The organism is Cupriavidus sp. 96C5-1 (assembly GCF_057798855.1).
Genome location: NZ_JBYOJU010000063.1, coordinates 16,706 through 32,153, shown reverse-complemented (window position 1 = coordinate 32,153; position 15,448 = coordinate 16,706). Strand labels below are relative to the sequence as shown.

Sequence of the window (15,448 nt, the reverse complement as noted above, 5' to 3'; positions counted from 1 at the left end):
AGCCATGCCCCAATTCTTCATCCAGCGCCCGGTCTTTGCCTGGGTCGTCGCACTGTTCACCATCCTGCTGGGCTTGATCGCCATCCCAAAGCTGCCCATCGCGCGCTATCCATCGGTCGCACCGCCGACCGTGAATATCTCCGCTACCTACCCAGGTGCCACGCCGCAGACCATGAACGATGGGGTGCTCAGCCTCATCGAGCGGGAGCTGTCCAGCGTCAAGAACCTGCTTTACTTCGAGTCCTCGGCAGACACCTCTGGCTCGGCATCGGTCGTCGCCACCTTCAAGCCGGGTACTGACCCGGCCCTGGCACAGGTCGATGTGCAGAACAAGCTCAAGGCCATCGAACCGCGCCTCCCGCAAATGGTGCGCCAGAACGGACTGACAGTGGAGTCGGCATCGTCCGGCTTCCTGATGATTATCGGACTGAAGTCCGACGACGGCCGCTTTGACGAAACCGCGCTCAGCGACTACATTGCGCGCAATATCGTCGAGGAGTTGCGCCGCATCGAGGGCGTAGGACGCGTGCAGTTGTTCGGTGCCGAGCAGGCGATGCGGATCTGGGTGGATCCTGCCAAGCTGATTTCCTACGGCCTGACGATGAACGATCTTTCGTCGGCGATCAGTCAGCAAAACGTCCAGATCGCGCCGGGGAGCGTCGGAGCGTCGCCGGCATTGCCGGGCCAGCGCGTGACGGTGCCATTGACGGTGCAGGGCCAGCTCACCAACCCCGAGCAGTTCGCGGGCATCGTGCTGCGGGCCAACGCCAACGGCTCCAAGGTTGTGCTTGGCGACGTGGCGCGGGTCGAACTCGGCGCGCAGTCCTATGGCTTTATCAACCGCGAGAACGGCAAGACCGCTACTTCCGCGGCCGTGCAGCTTGCGCCGGGTGCCAATGCCGTCAGGACCGCCGAAAGCGTGCAGGCGCGCATGGCTGAACTGAGCAAGACCATGCCAGCGGGCATGAGCTACTCGATTCCCTTCAACACCGCACCCTTCGTCAAGATATCAATCGAAAAGGTCATCCATACACTGATCGAGGCGATGGTGCTGGTGTTCCTGGTCATGTATCTGTTCCTTCAGAACGTGCGCTATACGCTCATCCCGGCCATCGTGGCACCGATTGCATTGCTCGGCACCTTCAGCGTCATGTTGCTGTCGGGCTTCTCAATCAACGTCCTGACCATGTTCGGCATGGTGCTGGCCATCGGCATCATCGTGGACGACGCCATCGTAGTGGTGGAGAACGTCGAACGACTCATGGCACATGAAGGCCTGTCGCCCAAGGACGCCACGGCCAAGGCCATGAAGGAGATCACCGGCGCGGTCATCGGCATCACGCTGGTGTTGACGGCGGTATTCATCCCGATGGCGCTGGCCAGCGGCTCGGTAGGCGTGATCTACCAGCAGTTCACACTGTCGATGGCGGTGTCCATCCTGTTCTCGGCTTTCCTTGCGCTCACCCTGACACCCGCGCTGTGCGCGACGCTGCTCAAACCGGTCGCCCCCGGGCACCACGAGAAGCGAGGCTTCTTCGGCTGGTTCAACCGGCGTTTCAACCGGATGACGCAAGGCTATGAGTCGCGCGTCAGCAGGCTGGTGACGCGCACAGGCCGCGTGATGCTGGTGTTCGCCGCCATTGCGGCAATCCTGGTTCTGGCTTTCAGGCAACTGCCATCGTCCTTCCTGCCTGAGGAGGACCAGGGCTACTTCATGACTGCCATTCAGCTTCCCGCAGATGCCACGGCTGAGCGCACGTTGGATGTGGTCAAGGCATTTGAGCAGCACGTGGCCTCCCGCCCGTCTATCCAGTCCAACATGACCATCGTCGGCTTCGGCTTCTCGGGCTCCGGTCCAAACGCAGCGATAGGCTTCGCCATGTTGAAGGATTGGGAAGAGCGCAACGGCGCTACGGCCCAGGACGAAGTAAATCTGGCCCAGCAAGCCATGGCCAGCACAACGGAAGGCACGGTCATGACCCTGCTGCCGCCTGCCATCGACGAGCTGGGCACCAGTTCCGGCTTCACGTTGCGCCTGCAGGATCGCGCTAACCAGGGCTATGCGGCGCTCAAGGCCGCCGAGACCAAGCTGCTGGAACTCGCGGCGCAGAGCAAAGTCGTCAGCGGCGTTTACCCCGATGGCCTCCCGGCCGGAACCAGTATCCGTCTGGACATCGACCGACAGAAGGCAGAAGCGTTGGGCGTCGCGTTTACCAGCATCAGCGAAACGCTGTCCACGGCTATGGGTTCGCTGTACGTCAACGACTTTCCCAACGCCGGTCGTATGCAGCAGGTCATCATCCAGTCCGATGCGCCAGCACGCATGCAGATCGACGACGTGCTCAAGCTGTACGTGCGCAACGCCAGCGGCGGCATGGTGCCGTTGTCTGAAGTGGTCAGGCCGGCCTGGAGCGAGACACCGCTTCAGCTCGTGCGCTTCCTGGGCTTCCCCGCCGCGCGCATCTCCGGCAACGCCGCGCCCGGAACCTCCAGCGGTGCCGCCATGGCTGAAATGGAGCGCCTGGCCGCACAGTTGCCGGCCGGTTTTGCCATCGCCTGGACAGGCCAGTCACTGCAGGAGCGCCAGTCGGCCGATCAGGCGCCGGTACTGATGGCGCTGTCAATGCTGGTGGTGTTCCTGGTGCTCGCCGCGCTGTATGAGAGCTGGGCCATTCCACTGTCGGTCATGCTGGTGGTTCCCCTCGGCCTGCTTGGCGCAGTGCTGGCGGTGCTGATGCGCGGCATGCCCAACGATGTGTTCTTCAAGGTCGGCATGATCACCGTGATTGGCCTGTCGGCCAAGAACGCCATCCTGATCGTCGAGTTCGCCAAGCAACTGCGCGAACAGGGCAAGGGCCTGGTGGAGTCGGCGGTTGAAGCCGCTCGGCTACGCCTGCGCCCGATCCTGATGACCTCACTGGCTTTCGGCCTGGGCGTAGTGCCGCTGATGATCGCCATGGGCGCCAGCGCCGAAACCCAGCGCGCCATCGGCACCGGTGTGTTCGGCGGCATGGTCAGTGCGACTGTATTGGCTGTCTTCTTCGTCCCTGTCTTCTTTGTGTTCGTGATGGGCATGCAGGAGCGCTTCGAGGCATGGCGCGCATCCCGCCAGACGACTCCTGCGCCCCATCAAGAACAAGAGGGCTAATTCCATGCGACTACTCATTCTTCCGCTTGTTCTCGCCCTGTCAGCCTGCTCGCTGACCCCCGCGCTGGTCAAGCCCGTGCTGCCGGTGCCTGCGACGTTCCCGGCAGCGGACAGCCCCGCGACACGAGGCGATGCAGCCGACCTGGGCTGGCGCACAATGTTCGGCGACCGGCGGCTGCAGCGCTTGATCGAACTGGCACTTGCCAACAACCGCGACCTGCGCCTGGCTGCGCTGAATGTCGAGGCTGTTCAGGCCGAATACGGCGTCCAGCGCGCTGCGCGGCTGCCCGGTATTGACGCCACCGGAAGCGCCACGCGCCAGCGTACCGCCGCCAATGCCAGGGCCATCCCGGCCATGCCTGCGGCCACTCAGGATCAGTACAGTGTCAACCTGGGGCTGAACGCGTTCGAGATCGACCTGTTCGGTCGTGTGCGCTCGCTGTCCGATGCCGCCTTCGCCCGCTACGTGGCGAGCGACCATGGGCGCCGGGCGGCGCAAATCTCGCTGGTAGGCGCGGTGGCGGATGCCTACTTTGCAGAGCGGCTGGCGCAGGAACAGCAACAATTGGCCCAGCACACACTGGCCGACTGGCGGCAATCGCTCGACCTGGCGCGTCGGTTGAAAGAGGCCAACCAGAACAGCGGCCTGGACGTCGCCCAGGCCGAAGGCCAGGTCGCCAGTGCTGAGGCCGATCTGGAGGCGCGCACGCGTGCGCTGGCACAAGCTCGCAACGCGTTACGGCTCCTGGTTGGTACCGAGTTGCCGACGAACCTGCCTGCCCCCCTGTCTCTGGAAGAGCAGCCAGTCGTGACCCAATTGCCGGCAGGCTTGCCGTCCGATCTGTTGTTTCGCCGCCCGGACATTCTCCAGGCCGAGCAAAACCTGGTGGCAGCCAATTCCGACATCGGTGCTGCGCGCGCAGCATTCTTCCCACGCGTGTCACTGACCACGTCCCTGGGCTTCGCCAGCCCCGCCATGAGCGGCCTGTTCGATGGCCCACATCGCGTATGGGCCTTTGCACCCCAGATCACCTTGCCGTTATTCCGGGGCGGCAGGCTACGCTCCGAACTGCGTCTGGCCGAGGTGCGCAAGTCCAGTGCGATTGCCGGGTACGAACGGGCCATCCAGGCTGCGTTCCGAGAAGTAGCCGATGGTCTCGCGGGACGCTCAACCTTTGGCCGCCAGATCGAAGCGCAAACCCGAGCGGTCTCCAGTGCCGAACGCCGCGTCCGTCTCTCCAGTCTGCGCTACCGCGCGGGCGTCGAGGGAAGACTGGAGTTGCTGGATTCTCAGCGCCAGCTGTATGCGATTCAGCAGGCGTTGCTGGACCTGCGACGAGGGGAGTTCAGCAACGCAGTTGCGCTGTACAAGGCGCTGGGCGGTGGCCTTATGGAAAAGGACCTTGCACCAGATCCCATTCCGTTAGGGAGTGAGCGAGAAGAGCTTTCCGGGACTGCTAATGATGGATCAAGAAGCTAAAAACACCGCCCAATCCAAGGCCGTGTTCTTTGTCCACGATTGGAAGGGACGCAGCACGATCCAGGAATGCTGGAGCGCCATATCGCAGACATGGGCATGAAGACGGCTGGCCTGATGCTACCAGGATGTGGTGGGCGCCCCTGCGGATCTGCGCGATATTTCCTGGGAGACATGGCTCGATACCGTGCGCCGAAGATAGGGATTGGCCAATGCGCGACAACCGCTCCCCCCAAAGAGCTATCGGTCCACAACCTGGGAACGGTAACCTGCTGCGTCGTCACGAAGTGATATCTCGAGATTCAACCGACCTCAATATCTGCCGGCGGCGTCACCGTCGTCAGGTTCCCTTCTACAGGCCTAGGCCAGGATGGGGTGGGCGTACTATCCGTGCATTTTCTGGCGGTTTGCCCCGGAAAGTGATTATCTATCAAGGGCTTATAAATACTCCGATCGCGCGAAACGCGTTGCGCCGAAAAACCTCGCTACAGGCGGCTCTACGCCTTGCTACCGCTATGTTTTGCACGGAGAGTACGATCACCCCGATTAGGAGAGCGCGCCAAAGCGAGGGCTGACTAGACGGCAATGCGGTGGTTTTCTGCTGTGGCGATGGAGGGATACCATCGTTCAACCTTGATCAATATCGCATTGCTCGGGCCATCGCAGTGTGCTGGCCGGCTCTTGATCATCTGTTCGAGGTTCCGTACCCGCATGGCGATGTGAAACCAATCGAGGCGATCACCAAAGCCGAACTGGGCAGACCGTACGGTATCCCCGCCGGCCGAGAGAAAGGTAACCGGTTGATCCGGTTGCACACCTTCTCGCAGGAGGAAATTCAACATGCGATCGGCCCGCCGATTCTCCAGCTTGTGCACGTAGGCAAAACTGTGGCCGGCACCCTGATCCCGCGTGGACTTGCCGACAATCACTTCAAACCAACCGTCCTGGTGGCGCTTGCGGCCCGTCAGCCGAAGGTAGTCGCCGTCGACGCCAATCGCGCGCACTGGACTGGGCTCCGGGATGTCGGGCGAACGAATGCTCGCCGCCATCTCCACCCGCTGCCGGGCATCGGTAGCCTGTTCCGCTTCCAGCCGGCGACCGGGCGCGGTGACCTGGCGCCGGATCGAGTTGGCAGCCAGCATACGAGCGAGCGGCAACACCTCCTGCAGGACGTTGACGGTCAGGCCATAGGACATCAACGCTGCAAACTTGACTGGTGTTGGAGGTGATGTCGCCGCTGCAGACCATGAAACCCGGCCCGGATTCACAGTCCTGGATCATCGACAGGGTCAGCCCTAAGAGGCCGCGCAGAATCCCCAGCGAGCCCTTTACCCCATCGCTACCGGCACGGAACTCCATCACGGTTAGCACCAGTCCGATGGACCGGGCTGCGGGTCCGTGCAGATATTGCCGCTGCCAATAATGGCGGCCTCCAGTTTGCGTTGTGTCATAAGCGTTGTTCCGGGGCGGTCAGCCCATGCGGCAGTTCACGTTGCCCAGCGCCGCAATACGGGCCTGGATCAGGTCGCCGGCCTTCACAGGCACCATGGGGCCGAGTGCGCCGGACAGGATCACCTCCCCTGCCCGGAGGCCCTGGCCGCGTTCACTCATCAAACGGGCCAGCCAGTAGGTCGCCCGCAACGGATGGCCCAGGCAGGCGGAGCCGGCGCCCACAGAAACCGTCGCGCCCTGCCGGGTCATGGCCATGCCCAGGTCAGCCAGCGCCAGCGCGCCGATGGGCACCGGCTGGTCGCCGAGCACATACAGCCCGGAAGAGGCATTGTCCGCCACCGAGTCGAACAGGCTGATCTTCCAATCCGCGATCGCGCTGTCGACGATCTCCAGCGCCGGCAGCGCGTAGGCCAGGCAGTTCAGGAATTCAGCGTAGGTGGGTGATTGCGTGGACAGGTCCCGACCCACCACGAACGCGACCTCGGCCTCGATCTTCGGCTGGATCAGGCGCGCGCTTGGAATCTCGGCACCGTCGAGAAACTCCATGTCGTCGAACAGCACGCCAAAGTCCGGCTGGTCGACGCCTAGCTGCTGCTGCACAGCTGTCGAGGTCAGGCCGATCTTCTTGCCGACGATGCTGCGCCCGGACTCCAGCCGCGCGAGGGTATTCAACTCCGCAACCTGGTAGGCAACCTCAAGCCCCTCAAGCTGGTGCGACACGGAGACTGGGGATACAGGGACACGGGTCGCCCTGGCTTCGCGCAGCGTCAGCGACGCGTCTTGGATAGCTTCGATCGCGTTCAAGCGCCCTCCTTGCTCTGGACGGATGGTTTGATGCGGGAAGCAGCGCGATCGGGCAGCACCGGCTGCACGGAGGTATCGGACGTACCCAGCAGTTCGCGCAGCTTCGTGGTGGCCTCGTCAAGGCGGCGCCCTGGCACGACGCCGAAAACGAACCGGTCCGGACGCAGGATCGCCACGCTGCCATGGCGGGCGCCGGCGCGCTTCAGCCACCGGTACCAGTCGCCGGAAACATCTTCCAGTTCGATCAGGTCCGTCGGCCAGCACTGCTCGCTGGCACCATATGGCCGCTCGCCCCAGGGATAGATCACGGCATGGCGTATGCCGATACGGTCACACCACGTGCGCGCTTCGGCATCCAGCAGCGCTCTCGGGTCGACACCGGCCCCCAGCAGCACGAACCCTGCGCCCAGCACGTCATCCAGCCGATAGCGGCAGCCGTCGGAGGCGCGCACCATCGGCTGCGGCATCAGCGTCCCCTCGCGCCCTGACCAGCGGCGACGCGGCAGGCCGAGGTAGGCGCCGCGTCGATAGACCGGCCTCGGGATGAAGTCGCCGCGGGTGATGAACGGCCCGATCGCAGGCAGCCGCGTCAGGGCGCGCGATAGCCCGTTGCGCAGCATTGCGAGCGCCGGATTGGAGACCGAGACAAAGTCCTTCACCCGCACAGCCTCGCGGATCATCGCCGTGGCGTGGGGCCGGCGCTCGCGCTCATAGGTATCGAGCAAGCTGTCCGACGCCGCTCCGCTCAGCACGGCGTGCAGCTTCCAGCCCAGGTTATAGGCATCGCGCACGCCGGCGTTCATGCCCTGCCCGATGAACTGAGGCATCATGTGTGCGGCATCGCCCGCCAGGAATACGCGACGATCGCGCCAGCGCTCCGCCACGAGCGCATTGAAGGTGTAGACCAGCTTGCGCAGGATCTCGAAACGGTCGACGTCGACGTACCGGGAGAGGTAGCGGCGCACGGTCGCCGGATCCTCCATCTGCTCTTTGGTCTGGCCGGGAGCGAGCATGAACTCGAAGCGGTGATGGCCCTTCGGCTGCACGCAGTTCACCGTCGGGCATTCCGGATCGCAGACGAAAGCGAAATACGGCACGTGCCGCAGCCCTTCGATCCCATGCCTGGCCTTGATATCGACCACCAGCCACGGATTGGGGAAGGACCGTCCCGTCATCTTGATGCCAAGCTGGGTGCGCACCACGCTGCGTCCGCCATCGGCCCCGGCGAAATAGCGTGCGCGAACGCTGGCCTCGAACGCGTGCAGGCCCTGGCCACCCGCCTCCGGCGCCTGGCCGTAGCCGCTGCTTGCAGCGGCGATGTGGCGGATATCCACGCCCGCATCGTCCTGCTCGAACCCGACGACTTCGCGCCCGCGCAGGATAGTGACGGTCGGATAGTTCGACAGGTTATCGGCTAGCGCGGTTTCCAGGAACGGCTGGTAGAAGAAGTGGCTCTCCGCCCAGCCATATTGCCGGTCGCCGCTCTTTAGCGTGGCGAGGCACGAACCGTCGGGCAGCATCATCTGCACCGGGACGTCTTCCAGCATGTCGCGCAGCAGCCGGTCGGCCATGCCGAAGGACTGGAAGATGCGCATGCACTCGCCGTCGGTGTAGACGGCCCGCGCGTTGCCGTAGAACTGCGGCTCGCGCTCCAGCACCAGCACCGACACGCCGCGCATGCCGAGGGTATGCGCTAGCACCAGACCTGTTGGACCGAGGCCGGCGATGACGACGTCGACTTCCGCTTGCCGCGCGCTCATGGCTTCGCTCCCACTGTAAATTCACCGCGCGTCAGCGACAGCAAGCCGCGCCCGAAGCGGCGTGCCGACACGCCGAGCGTCAGGTTTTCGGGGTAGTGGCCCCACAGGCTGATGCCGCGATAGGTTGCCTGGCGCCAGTGCCGTTCGGCCTCTTCGGTCACCACGATCGGGTTCCAGCCGATTTCCATCTCGAAGCCGCTGGGCGTCTCCACATAGAACGACAGTTCACGATCATTGGGATGCTGGCCGATGGCATTTGCAATCGGGTAACCCAGTTCACGGCAGCGGCGATAGCCGTCGACCACGTCATCCAGGCTAGCCACCTGCAGGTTCATGTGATGGATGCTGGTACGCAACGGGTTCAGGCGTATACCCCGCGTGGATACGATGGCGACGGTATGGTGCCGCTCGTTCAGCCGCAGGAAGGTGAGATCGAGATCGACGCCGCTCAGGCGGTCCTCGATAGAGTCGGAGACGCGCGCATCGAAAATCCTTTCCCAGAACCCTTTCATTGACTCCGGCTCCCGGGTGCTGATGGCGACGTGGCCCAGACCGCCGGCACCGGTGAGAAAGCCGCTCGCCCTCATCCGCAGCGGGCGTTCGGTCATGACGGGCGTGGTGAACAGTTCGACCGAGGTGCGCTTGGGTCCGGTGAACGACCAGTACTCCGAAACGCCGCGCGCCGCCGCCTCGTCGCCACGGTGAAGCTGCGCCGAGACGCCGCTGTCGCGCACGCGCGCCAGCGCAAGGTGCAGCGCCGCGTCGTCGTCGAGCTCCCAGCCTAGCGCCACGACGTCCTCCGCCGGGCCACGCTGCACCACCAGACGGCGGGTGCGATCGTCCACACGCAGCGCCAGCGTGTCAGCCGAGACCTCATCGATGTGCAGCCCCAGCCCGTCAGCGGCAAAACGCTTCCACTCGGCCAGCCGGCTGGATTCAACGATCACATAGCCAAGCCGCACGCGGCCAAACAATGTCGTCTTCATGCGAACAGGCCCTCCTGCTTGGAGTACAACTGGCTGACCCGCACGAAGGGCTCGGGCGTGCGCCAGCGCGCATCCGGGAAGCGCTCCGTGGCGCGCTCATTGCGTGACGGCAGTTCGATGCACGTAAGCTCTGGACCGGCAAGGCTGGTCGCGTACATGACGACCGTGGCATAGTCATCCTGCAGCCCCGCCGCGCGCACCTGGTCGGCAATGCCGAAGCGGCACAGGGTCTCGAGCATGCGCGACGCCACGGCATTGCACCTGGCATCGGCCGCCTTGTCGGCGGACTTGGCCTCGACGACCAGTACATCGATGTCGCGGCGCGCCGCCTCGATCGCGGCGCACATGCCCACCGGGCCAGCGCCCACGACGATGATGGATGCCGCGGCGCTCATTGCACTGCCTCCATCCGCTTGTTGGCGAACGCCGTCACCGCGGCGTTGAATTCCTCCGCTCGCTCCCATTGCACCCAGTGGCCAGTGCGGCTGAACAAGTATGTGTCGCAGTTGGGCATGCGCTTCTGCAAGGACTGCGCGCCGCTGGGCCGGTTGACGAGGTCTTCCGTGCCCCACAGCACCAGCGTCGGGGCCTGCAACGTGGATAGGCGCGGATCGCGCGTGAAGTCGATCAGCCGGAATTTCGGCAGGCCTTTGGGCCGCACAAGCGGCGGCATGGCCACCACCTCGGGGTCCAGGCTGGCCAGGAATCGCCCTTCGATCACTGACTGCGGCACCCGCGCGCCGTCGAACACCAGGTACTGGCGGATAAAGGTGCTGAGCTTCTCCTTGCTCGGGCCTGCGCCGCTGTAGTAGTCGAGCAGGCACTTCAGCCCCGCCGTCGGCAGGCTGCGCGTGGTATCGATCCCGCCCGGCCCCATCAGCACCAGGCCCGCGACCCGTTGCGGGCGGTCCAGCGCCATGCGCAAGGCGCAGGCCCCGCCCAGCGAGTTGCCGACCACGCAGGCGCGGTCAACCTCCAGATAGTCCAGCAGGCCCAGCATCGCGCTGGCGCAGTCGCCGAAGGGGTCGGTGCGGCTGAGCCCCTTGGTGGAGCGGCCGTAGCCCGGCATGTCGGGCACGATCACCCGGAAATGACGCGCCAGCGCCGCGATATTGCGCTCGTAGTTCGGCACCCCCGAGGCCCCGGGGCCCCCGCCATGCAACATCAACAACGGCGCACCGGCGCCAGCCTCGGCATAGAAGATGTTCTTGCCGCCTATGCGGACGGTATTGCTGGTTAACGGAATCTGCAGGTCGGCAAGATTCATCGCGCACTCCCTCGAACTGATATGCGCCCATCATACTGAGACTATTGTCATTATGACAAGATTCTCGTTTTCCCTAGGTGGGATTAAAATGGCGGCGACGAACACGACGCAAAGCAGCGATGAAGCAAGCAGGCAAGGTTGACCATCGAACCCGCGTAGCGGCAGAGCGACGGGAGCGCATGCGGGCGCGCCTGGCAGAATGCGCGCTGGCGGTATTTGCAGAGAAAGGCGTGGGTGCCAGCGTGATCCAGGATGTGATCGCGGCGGCTGGCGTCTCGCAAGGCACCTTCTACAACTACTTCCGGACCAATGACGAGTTGCTGATCGCCGTCGCGGAAGAGCTCAGCAATGAGCTCATCAACGCCATTGAGCAGGCGGTCAGCGCGTACGAGGATCCCGCGGTCCGGATCGCGACCGGCGTGCGGCTCTACCTGTACAAGGCGCGCGCATTTCCCCTGTTCGCGCGTTTCATTGTCCGCACGGGCCTACATCTGGCGAGTCCGAACAATCTGCTCTACGAATACGTGCCGCAGCATCTGGAAGCGGGTTTTGCTTCCCGGCGCTTCCATCGCGTGCCGATCGAGGTGGCGCTTGACCTGATCGGCGGCCAGGCCCTAATGGCGATTGCCAGGCTGGAAGCTGGCGGAACCGCCGATGACTATCCGGAGTATGCCGTCGCGACGCTGCTCAGCGCGCTTGGAGTGCCGCAAAAGGAAGCGCAGCGGATCGCGTTCGCCCCGCTGCAACCGCTGACCATGTCGGAGGACTCTCTGGTAACGAGAGCGACGGCTCGTATGATCGCGCAGAAAGAGTAGCATCAAACCACGCTAGGAGGTGTGGGATTACCCCGCATTGATAGACAGTTACTCGGTTGAATTTGACATTGACAATGTTTGCTCCTGTTGGGAGGGTCGCGCGAGTTGTGCACGGGCGGGCGGCGGGTTGCCTTTGTCGACCACGGCGCCGCCCGACGCTGTTCGAAACGGAACATCAACGCGCTCCCAACGCTTCGATCATCGCCTTCACATGCGCAACGTCCTGCCCGCCGCATTCAAGTTCGACCGTCGCGCCGTTGGGTAGCCCCGCCCTCGGTAACGCTGGTGCCAGAGACGGGTGCTGGAATGGTTGAGCGCCATCCCGGATACCGATACGCCGGGCCGCAGACACGCCTCGACCAGTTGGCGCTTATCCCTCGGGTCAAAGTCGCGCTTTCCGTTGGAGCGAACACGGATCACCCTCAGCGGCGGAACCTCATATTCGTTGTCCATCATGCTTGCGTCCGCAAATAGTGGTAGCGGACGCAAGCCTGCCCACTCTCAGCCGAAAATGCCAGGTGGGTTCAATTTCGCGCTTACATCAGATCCGCATAGAGATTGCTTCCCCCTGCCACTGATGCGACCCCACTTTTTCATGAGATGGCTACCAGCCCGGACGGCGACTTGAATTCGGACGAATTGTCCGATGCCGCGTAGCATTTTAGGACGGTAGGCCACGTGCCCAGGGGGCATTCCGCCTCTAGCACCACCATCAAGATTGCGTGGCACGATATTTGCTGAAACAGCAAAGGCATCTTGATCGGTGCTCAGGATATTCTGATTCGAAGTGATTTGATTCCGGCAAGAGGCAATCGAGTCGGTATCTGGCTGCATGTACGGGATCTGTGGCATTCGAGCTGGCATCGACGGCGCTGTGTACTCGCTTTTGCCTGCGAGTCCATCCTGGACCTGCTGCCTGGTTCGTGGCGAACGAAGGCAACCGGTATTTACCGGCTTGCAAAGCAAAAAAGGAGAGAAAGACATGAAGGCTCTTGTGTATGGTGGCCCGGGCAAGAAATCGGTCAAGGACGTTCCAATGCCTGAGGTCATGGAACCCACCGACGCTGTGGTGAAAGTCACCCACACGACGATTTGCGGCTCGGATCTACATATCCTGAAGGGGGATGTCCCGACCTGCGAACCCGGTACGGTTCTGGGTCACGAAGGTGTAGGCGTGATCGAATCGGTCGGGGCGGGCGTGTCCAGCTTCAGGGCGGGCGATCGTGTGCTGATCTCCTGCATCAGCAGTTGCGGAAAGTGTGACTACTGCCGCCGCGCCATGTATTCGCACTGCACCACCGGAGGCTGGCTGCTGGGCCACACCATCAACGGCACGCAGGCCGAGTATGTTCGCATCCCTCACGCGGACACCAGCCTGTACCGCATTCCGCCCGGACAGGACGAAGCCTCATTGGTGATGCTCAGCGATATTCTGCCTACCGGGTTCGAGTGCGGCGTGCTTAATGGGAAAGTCGCCCCTGGCGGGACCGTCGCGATCGTGGGGGCTGGCCCGGTCGGGCTGGCTGCGCTGCTGACGGCGCAGTTCTATTCGCCCGCGCGCATTATCGTGATTGATCTGGACGATAGCCGCCTCGAGGTAGCCCTGCGTTTCGGTGCTACCGATACGATCAACAGTGGCCGCGAACTGGCCGCCGAGGCGGTGCGGCTCCTGACCGACGGATTGGGCGTGGACACGGCCATCGAAGCTGTCGGGATCCCGGCAACCTTTCAGGTTTGCCAGGACATCGTTGCGCCCGGTGGAGTGATTGCCAACGTGGGTGTACATGGCAGCAAAGTGGACCTCCATCTCGAAACGTTGTGGATGCAGAACATCTCTATCACAACGCGGCTGGTGGACACCCAGACGACGGGAATGCTGCTCAAGACCGTGGCGGCCAAGAAGCTGGATCCGGCTCAACTGATTACGCACCGGTTCCGCCTTGAGGAGATTATGCAAGCGTATGACACCTTCGCCAATGCGGCGCAGTCCAAGGCATTGAAGGTCATTATTTCCGCCTGAATTTCGGACGCCGTCCGACCGAATTTCGGACGCACAACCGATTATGCGAGGCCGTTTCGGGCCAGATCTGGCGCAAGCAGTTGAAGGCCGGACATTGCAATTCCTAATGCCCTACGGACTGCGCATAACCGGGAACTGTGCATAATCGCAATTATGCGCTGCAGAGCATAGTTGCGAATCTCGGCCATGCCTTGCCTTGGACCAACTCCCTGATCGTGGCGTTCGGGTGGCTTCTCACCAGTTCACGCAACTGCGCGTCGGGGCGGTAAACCCCCCCCCCAACACGCGAATGGACCACAAGGGGGGGGGGGGGGACCATAACCCTTCCCCTAACGGGCGGGGGGGCGGTTCCCGCGCCCCCACGACAAGGCTATTGACGCAAAGGCGACGTACCGAAGACGTCAGTCCGGCTCTCGGCCTTCTTCCACTTGCGTAGCCGTCCTCATCACCGAGCCATCAGCGCGAACACACCCCAGCCTAGGTATTCACGTGTGTAGGTAGTGTAGCGCTCGGGTTCCGAGGCCAGTTGGGCTCGAACCTCTTTCGCGAACTCGTCATCGGAATTGGCTTCAAGCCAGCAGCGCATGGTGAGCCATTTGGCCGCCTCGTATCTGTCCCAGCCGTCCTGGTCAGCCAGGACCATTTCAACGACGTCGTAGCCAAGGTGGCCGAAAGACGCGAGCAGTTCTGGAAGCTTGAGAAAGTCGGAGATGGAGTTGGCAAGGCACCCCTTAGCCACATCTTCCGTCGGCGGAAACTGCCGCCAGTAGGGCTCACCGATGAGGATGATCCCTCCGGCGCGCAGGCTGCGCGCCAAAAGCTCGATAGTGCCGCCGACTCCTCCGCCGATCCATGTGGCACCGACACAGGCCGCCACACAGGCTTTCTCGTCAGAGACATAGCCGGCGGCATCGCCATGGATGAACCGGACTTGATCGGCGACGCCGAGTTCTACCGCACGGCGTTTCGCTTGCTCAGTGAACAGTGGGCTCATGTCGATGCCGGTGCCGATAACGCCATGATCGCGTGCCCAGGTACATAGCATCTCCCCTGAACCGCTGCCGAGATCGAGCACTTGCGCCCCTGGTTGCAGGCGTAGAGCAGCACCGAGCGTGGCGAGCTTTTCGGGGGTAATCGGGTTATGGATGCGATGAGCGCTCTCAGTGATGTTGAAGATCCGTGGAATGTCCATTTCGCGAAATCTCTTTATGGGTGAACAGCTTCAACTGGATGACGCTGATATCTGTATTGTCGCCCGGCAGGAACATGCTGAACAGCTTCCCGTGAAGCCGCATCTCCTGATGTTTGAAGTGCGATTGGCCAGATGTGGCATCCGACCGATCACGCTAAGAACGCGTACAAGGCATTTGTACGCCGCCACGCTGCCGCCTGATCGAAGTCGGCTGCGTGGCGGCTTTGGTTTTGGACGTAACACCGGGAGCGGCCACCGCCGCGCCCGGATTTTTGACCACCGGCCCCAAGGCGGAACGGCTTGAAAGGCGCTCGCGCAATGTGGTTCGAAGGACGCGATCCAGACAGGACAGGTGAAGTGGACCGGATCGCGCGTGGATCTTGTATTCGGTTCAAATGCCCGGCTAAGGACACTCTGCGAAGTCTACGCAAGCGAGAACGGAGCGGACAGGTTCGTGAAGGACTTCGTCGCAGACTGGGTCAAGGTGATGAACCTCGACCGCTTCGATCTGCGTAAATAGCGGTGTG

General features: G+C 63.0%; 12 protein-coding genes and 2 pseudogenes. 6 read left to right on the top strand and 8 right to left on the bottom strand.

What is annotated here, in order from left to right:
• Positions 1-4: 4 nt before the first annotated feature.
• Complete coding sequence (locus AC3FOF_RS40495; RefSeq protein WP_488729829.1) at positions 5-3,148, top strand: multidrug efflux RND transporter permease subunit; 3,144 nt, start codon at positions 5-7, stop codon at positions 3,146-3,148.
• 4 nt (positions 3,149-3,152) lie between these two features.
• On the top strand, positions 3,153-4,628 hold the full coding sequence (locus AC3FOF_RS40490; protein ID WP_488729828.1) for an efflux transporter outer membrane subunit: 1,476 nt from the start codon (positions 3,153-3,155) through the stop codon (positions 4,626-4,628).
• A 632-nt stretch (positions 4,629-5,260) separates the two neighbouring features.
• Here AC3FOF_RS40490 and AC3FOF_RS40485 read toward each other — a convergent pair.
• The 6 genes and pseudogenes from AC3FOF_RS40485 to AC3FOF_RS40460 form a co-directional block, all read right to left on the bottom strand.
• Positions 5,261-5,836 (bottom strand): annotated as a pseudogene (locus AC3FOF_RS40485) (ISKra4-like element ISBte1 family transposase); the annotation flags it as partial.
• Between the two features lie 259 nt (positions 5,837-6,095).
• Positions 6,096-6,881, bottom strand: a complete 786-nt coding sequence (locus AC3FOF_RS40480) for a 2-keto-4-pentenoate hydratase (protein ID WP_488729827.1) — start codon at positions 6,879-6,881, stop codon at positions 6,096-6,098.
• Entirely contained in the window at positions 6,878-8,641 is a 1,764-nt protein-coding gene (gene mhpA, locus AC3FOF_RS40475; protein WP_488729826.1) for a bifunctional 3-(3-hydroxy-phenyl)propionate/3-hydroxycinnamic acid hydroxylase MhpA, read from the bottom strand. The genes AC3FOF_RS40480 and mhpA overlap by 4 nt, the downstream gene beginning before the upstream one ends.
• Positions 8,638-9,627, bottom strand: a complete 990-nt coding sequence (locus AC3FOF_RS40470) for a VOC family protein (protein ID WP_488729825.1) — start codon at positions 9,625-9,627, stop codon at positions 8,638-8,640. The genes mhpA and AC3FOF_RS40470 overlap by 4 nt, the downstream gene beginning before the upstream one ends.
• Positions 9,624-10,022 carry an FAD-dependent oxidoreductase gene (locus AC3FOF_RS40465; RefSeq protein WP_488729824.1) on the bottom strand — a complete coding sequence of 133 codons (399 nt, stop codon included), beginning with the start codon at positions 10,020-10,022 and terminating at the stop codon, positions 9,624-9,626. Before AC3FOF_RS40465 ends, AC3FOF_RS40470 begins: the two co-directional genes overlap by 4 nt.
• Positions 10,019-10,894: an alpha/beta fold hydrolase gene (locus AC3FOF_RS40460; RefSeq protein WP_488729823.1), complete on the bottom strand. Its 876-nt coding sequence runs from the start codon at positions 10,892-10,894 to the stop codon at positions 10,019-10,021. The genes AC3FOF_RS40465 and AC3FOF_RS40460 overlap by 4 nt, the downstream gene beginning before the upstream one ends.
• A gap of 119 nt (positions 10,895-11,013) precedes the next feature.
• Here AC3FOF_RS40460 and AC3FOF_RS40455 point away from each other — a divergent pair, with 119 nt between their 5' ends.
• A complete protein-coding gene (locus tag AC3FOF_RS40455) occupies positions 11,014-11,709 on the top strand; it encodes a TetR/AcrR family transcriptional regulator (protein ID WP_488729822.1) in 696 nt (231 codons plus the stop codon).
• 207 nt (positions 11,710-11,916) lie between these two features.
• Here AC3FOF_RS40455 and AC3FOF_RS40450 read toward each other — a convergent pair whose 3' ends face one another.
• The gene (locus tag AC3FOF_RS40450; protein WP_346430263.1) at positions 11,917-12,165 is read right to left on the bottom strand and encodes a hypothetical protein; all 249 of its coding nucleotides are present in this window, start codon (positions 12,163-12,165) and stop codon (positions 11,917-11,919) included.
• A 526-nt stretch (positions 12,166-12,691) separates the two neighbouring features.
• On the opposite strand from AC3FOF_RS40450, the gene AC3FOF_RS40445 reads away from it, so the two are divergent.
• Complete coding sequence (locus tag AC3FOF_RS40445) at positions 12,692-13,729, top strand: zinc-dependent alcohol dehydrogenase family protein (RefSeq protein ID WP_276265017.1); 1,038 nt, start codon at positions 12,692-12,694, stop codon at positions 13,727-13,729.
• A 445-nt stretch (positions 13,730-14,174) separates the two neighbouring features.
• Here AC3FOF_RS40445 and AC3FOF_RS40440 read toward each other — a convergent pair whose 3' ends face one another.
• Positions 14,175-14,921 carry a class I SAM-dependent methyltransferase gene (locus AC3FOF_RS40440; RefSeq protein ID WP_017224433.1) on the bottom strand — a complete coding sequence of 249 codons (747 nt, stop codon included), beginning with the start codon at positions 14,919-14,921 and terminating at the stop codon, positions 14,175-14,177.
• On the opposite strand from AC3FOF_RS40440, the gene AC3FOF_RS40435 reads away from it, so the two are divergent.
• Together AC3FOF_RS40435 and AC3FOF_RS40430 are read left to right on the top strand one after the other, a co-directional pair.
• Positions 14,914-15,225 carry a hypothetical protein gene (locus AC3FOF_RS40435; protein WP_488729821.1) on the top strand — a complete coding sequence of 104 codons (312 nt, stop codon included), beginning with the start codon at positions 14,914-14,916 and terminating at the stop codon, positions 15,223-15,225. The genes AC3FOF_RS40440 and AC3FOF_RS40435 overlap by 8 nt on opposite strands.
• Positions 15,226-15,245: 20 nt before the next feature.
• Positions 15,246-15,441: pseudogene (locus AC3FOF_RS40430) on the top strand (hypothetical protein); the annotation flags it as partial.
• Positions 15,442-15,448 lie beyond the last annotated feature (7 nt).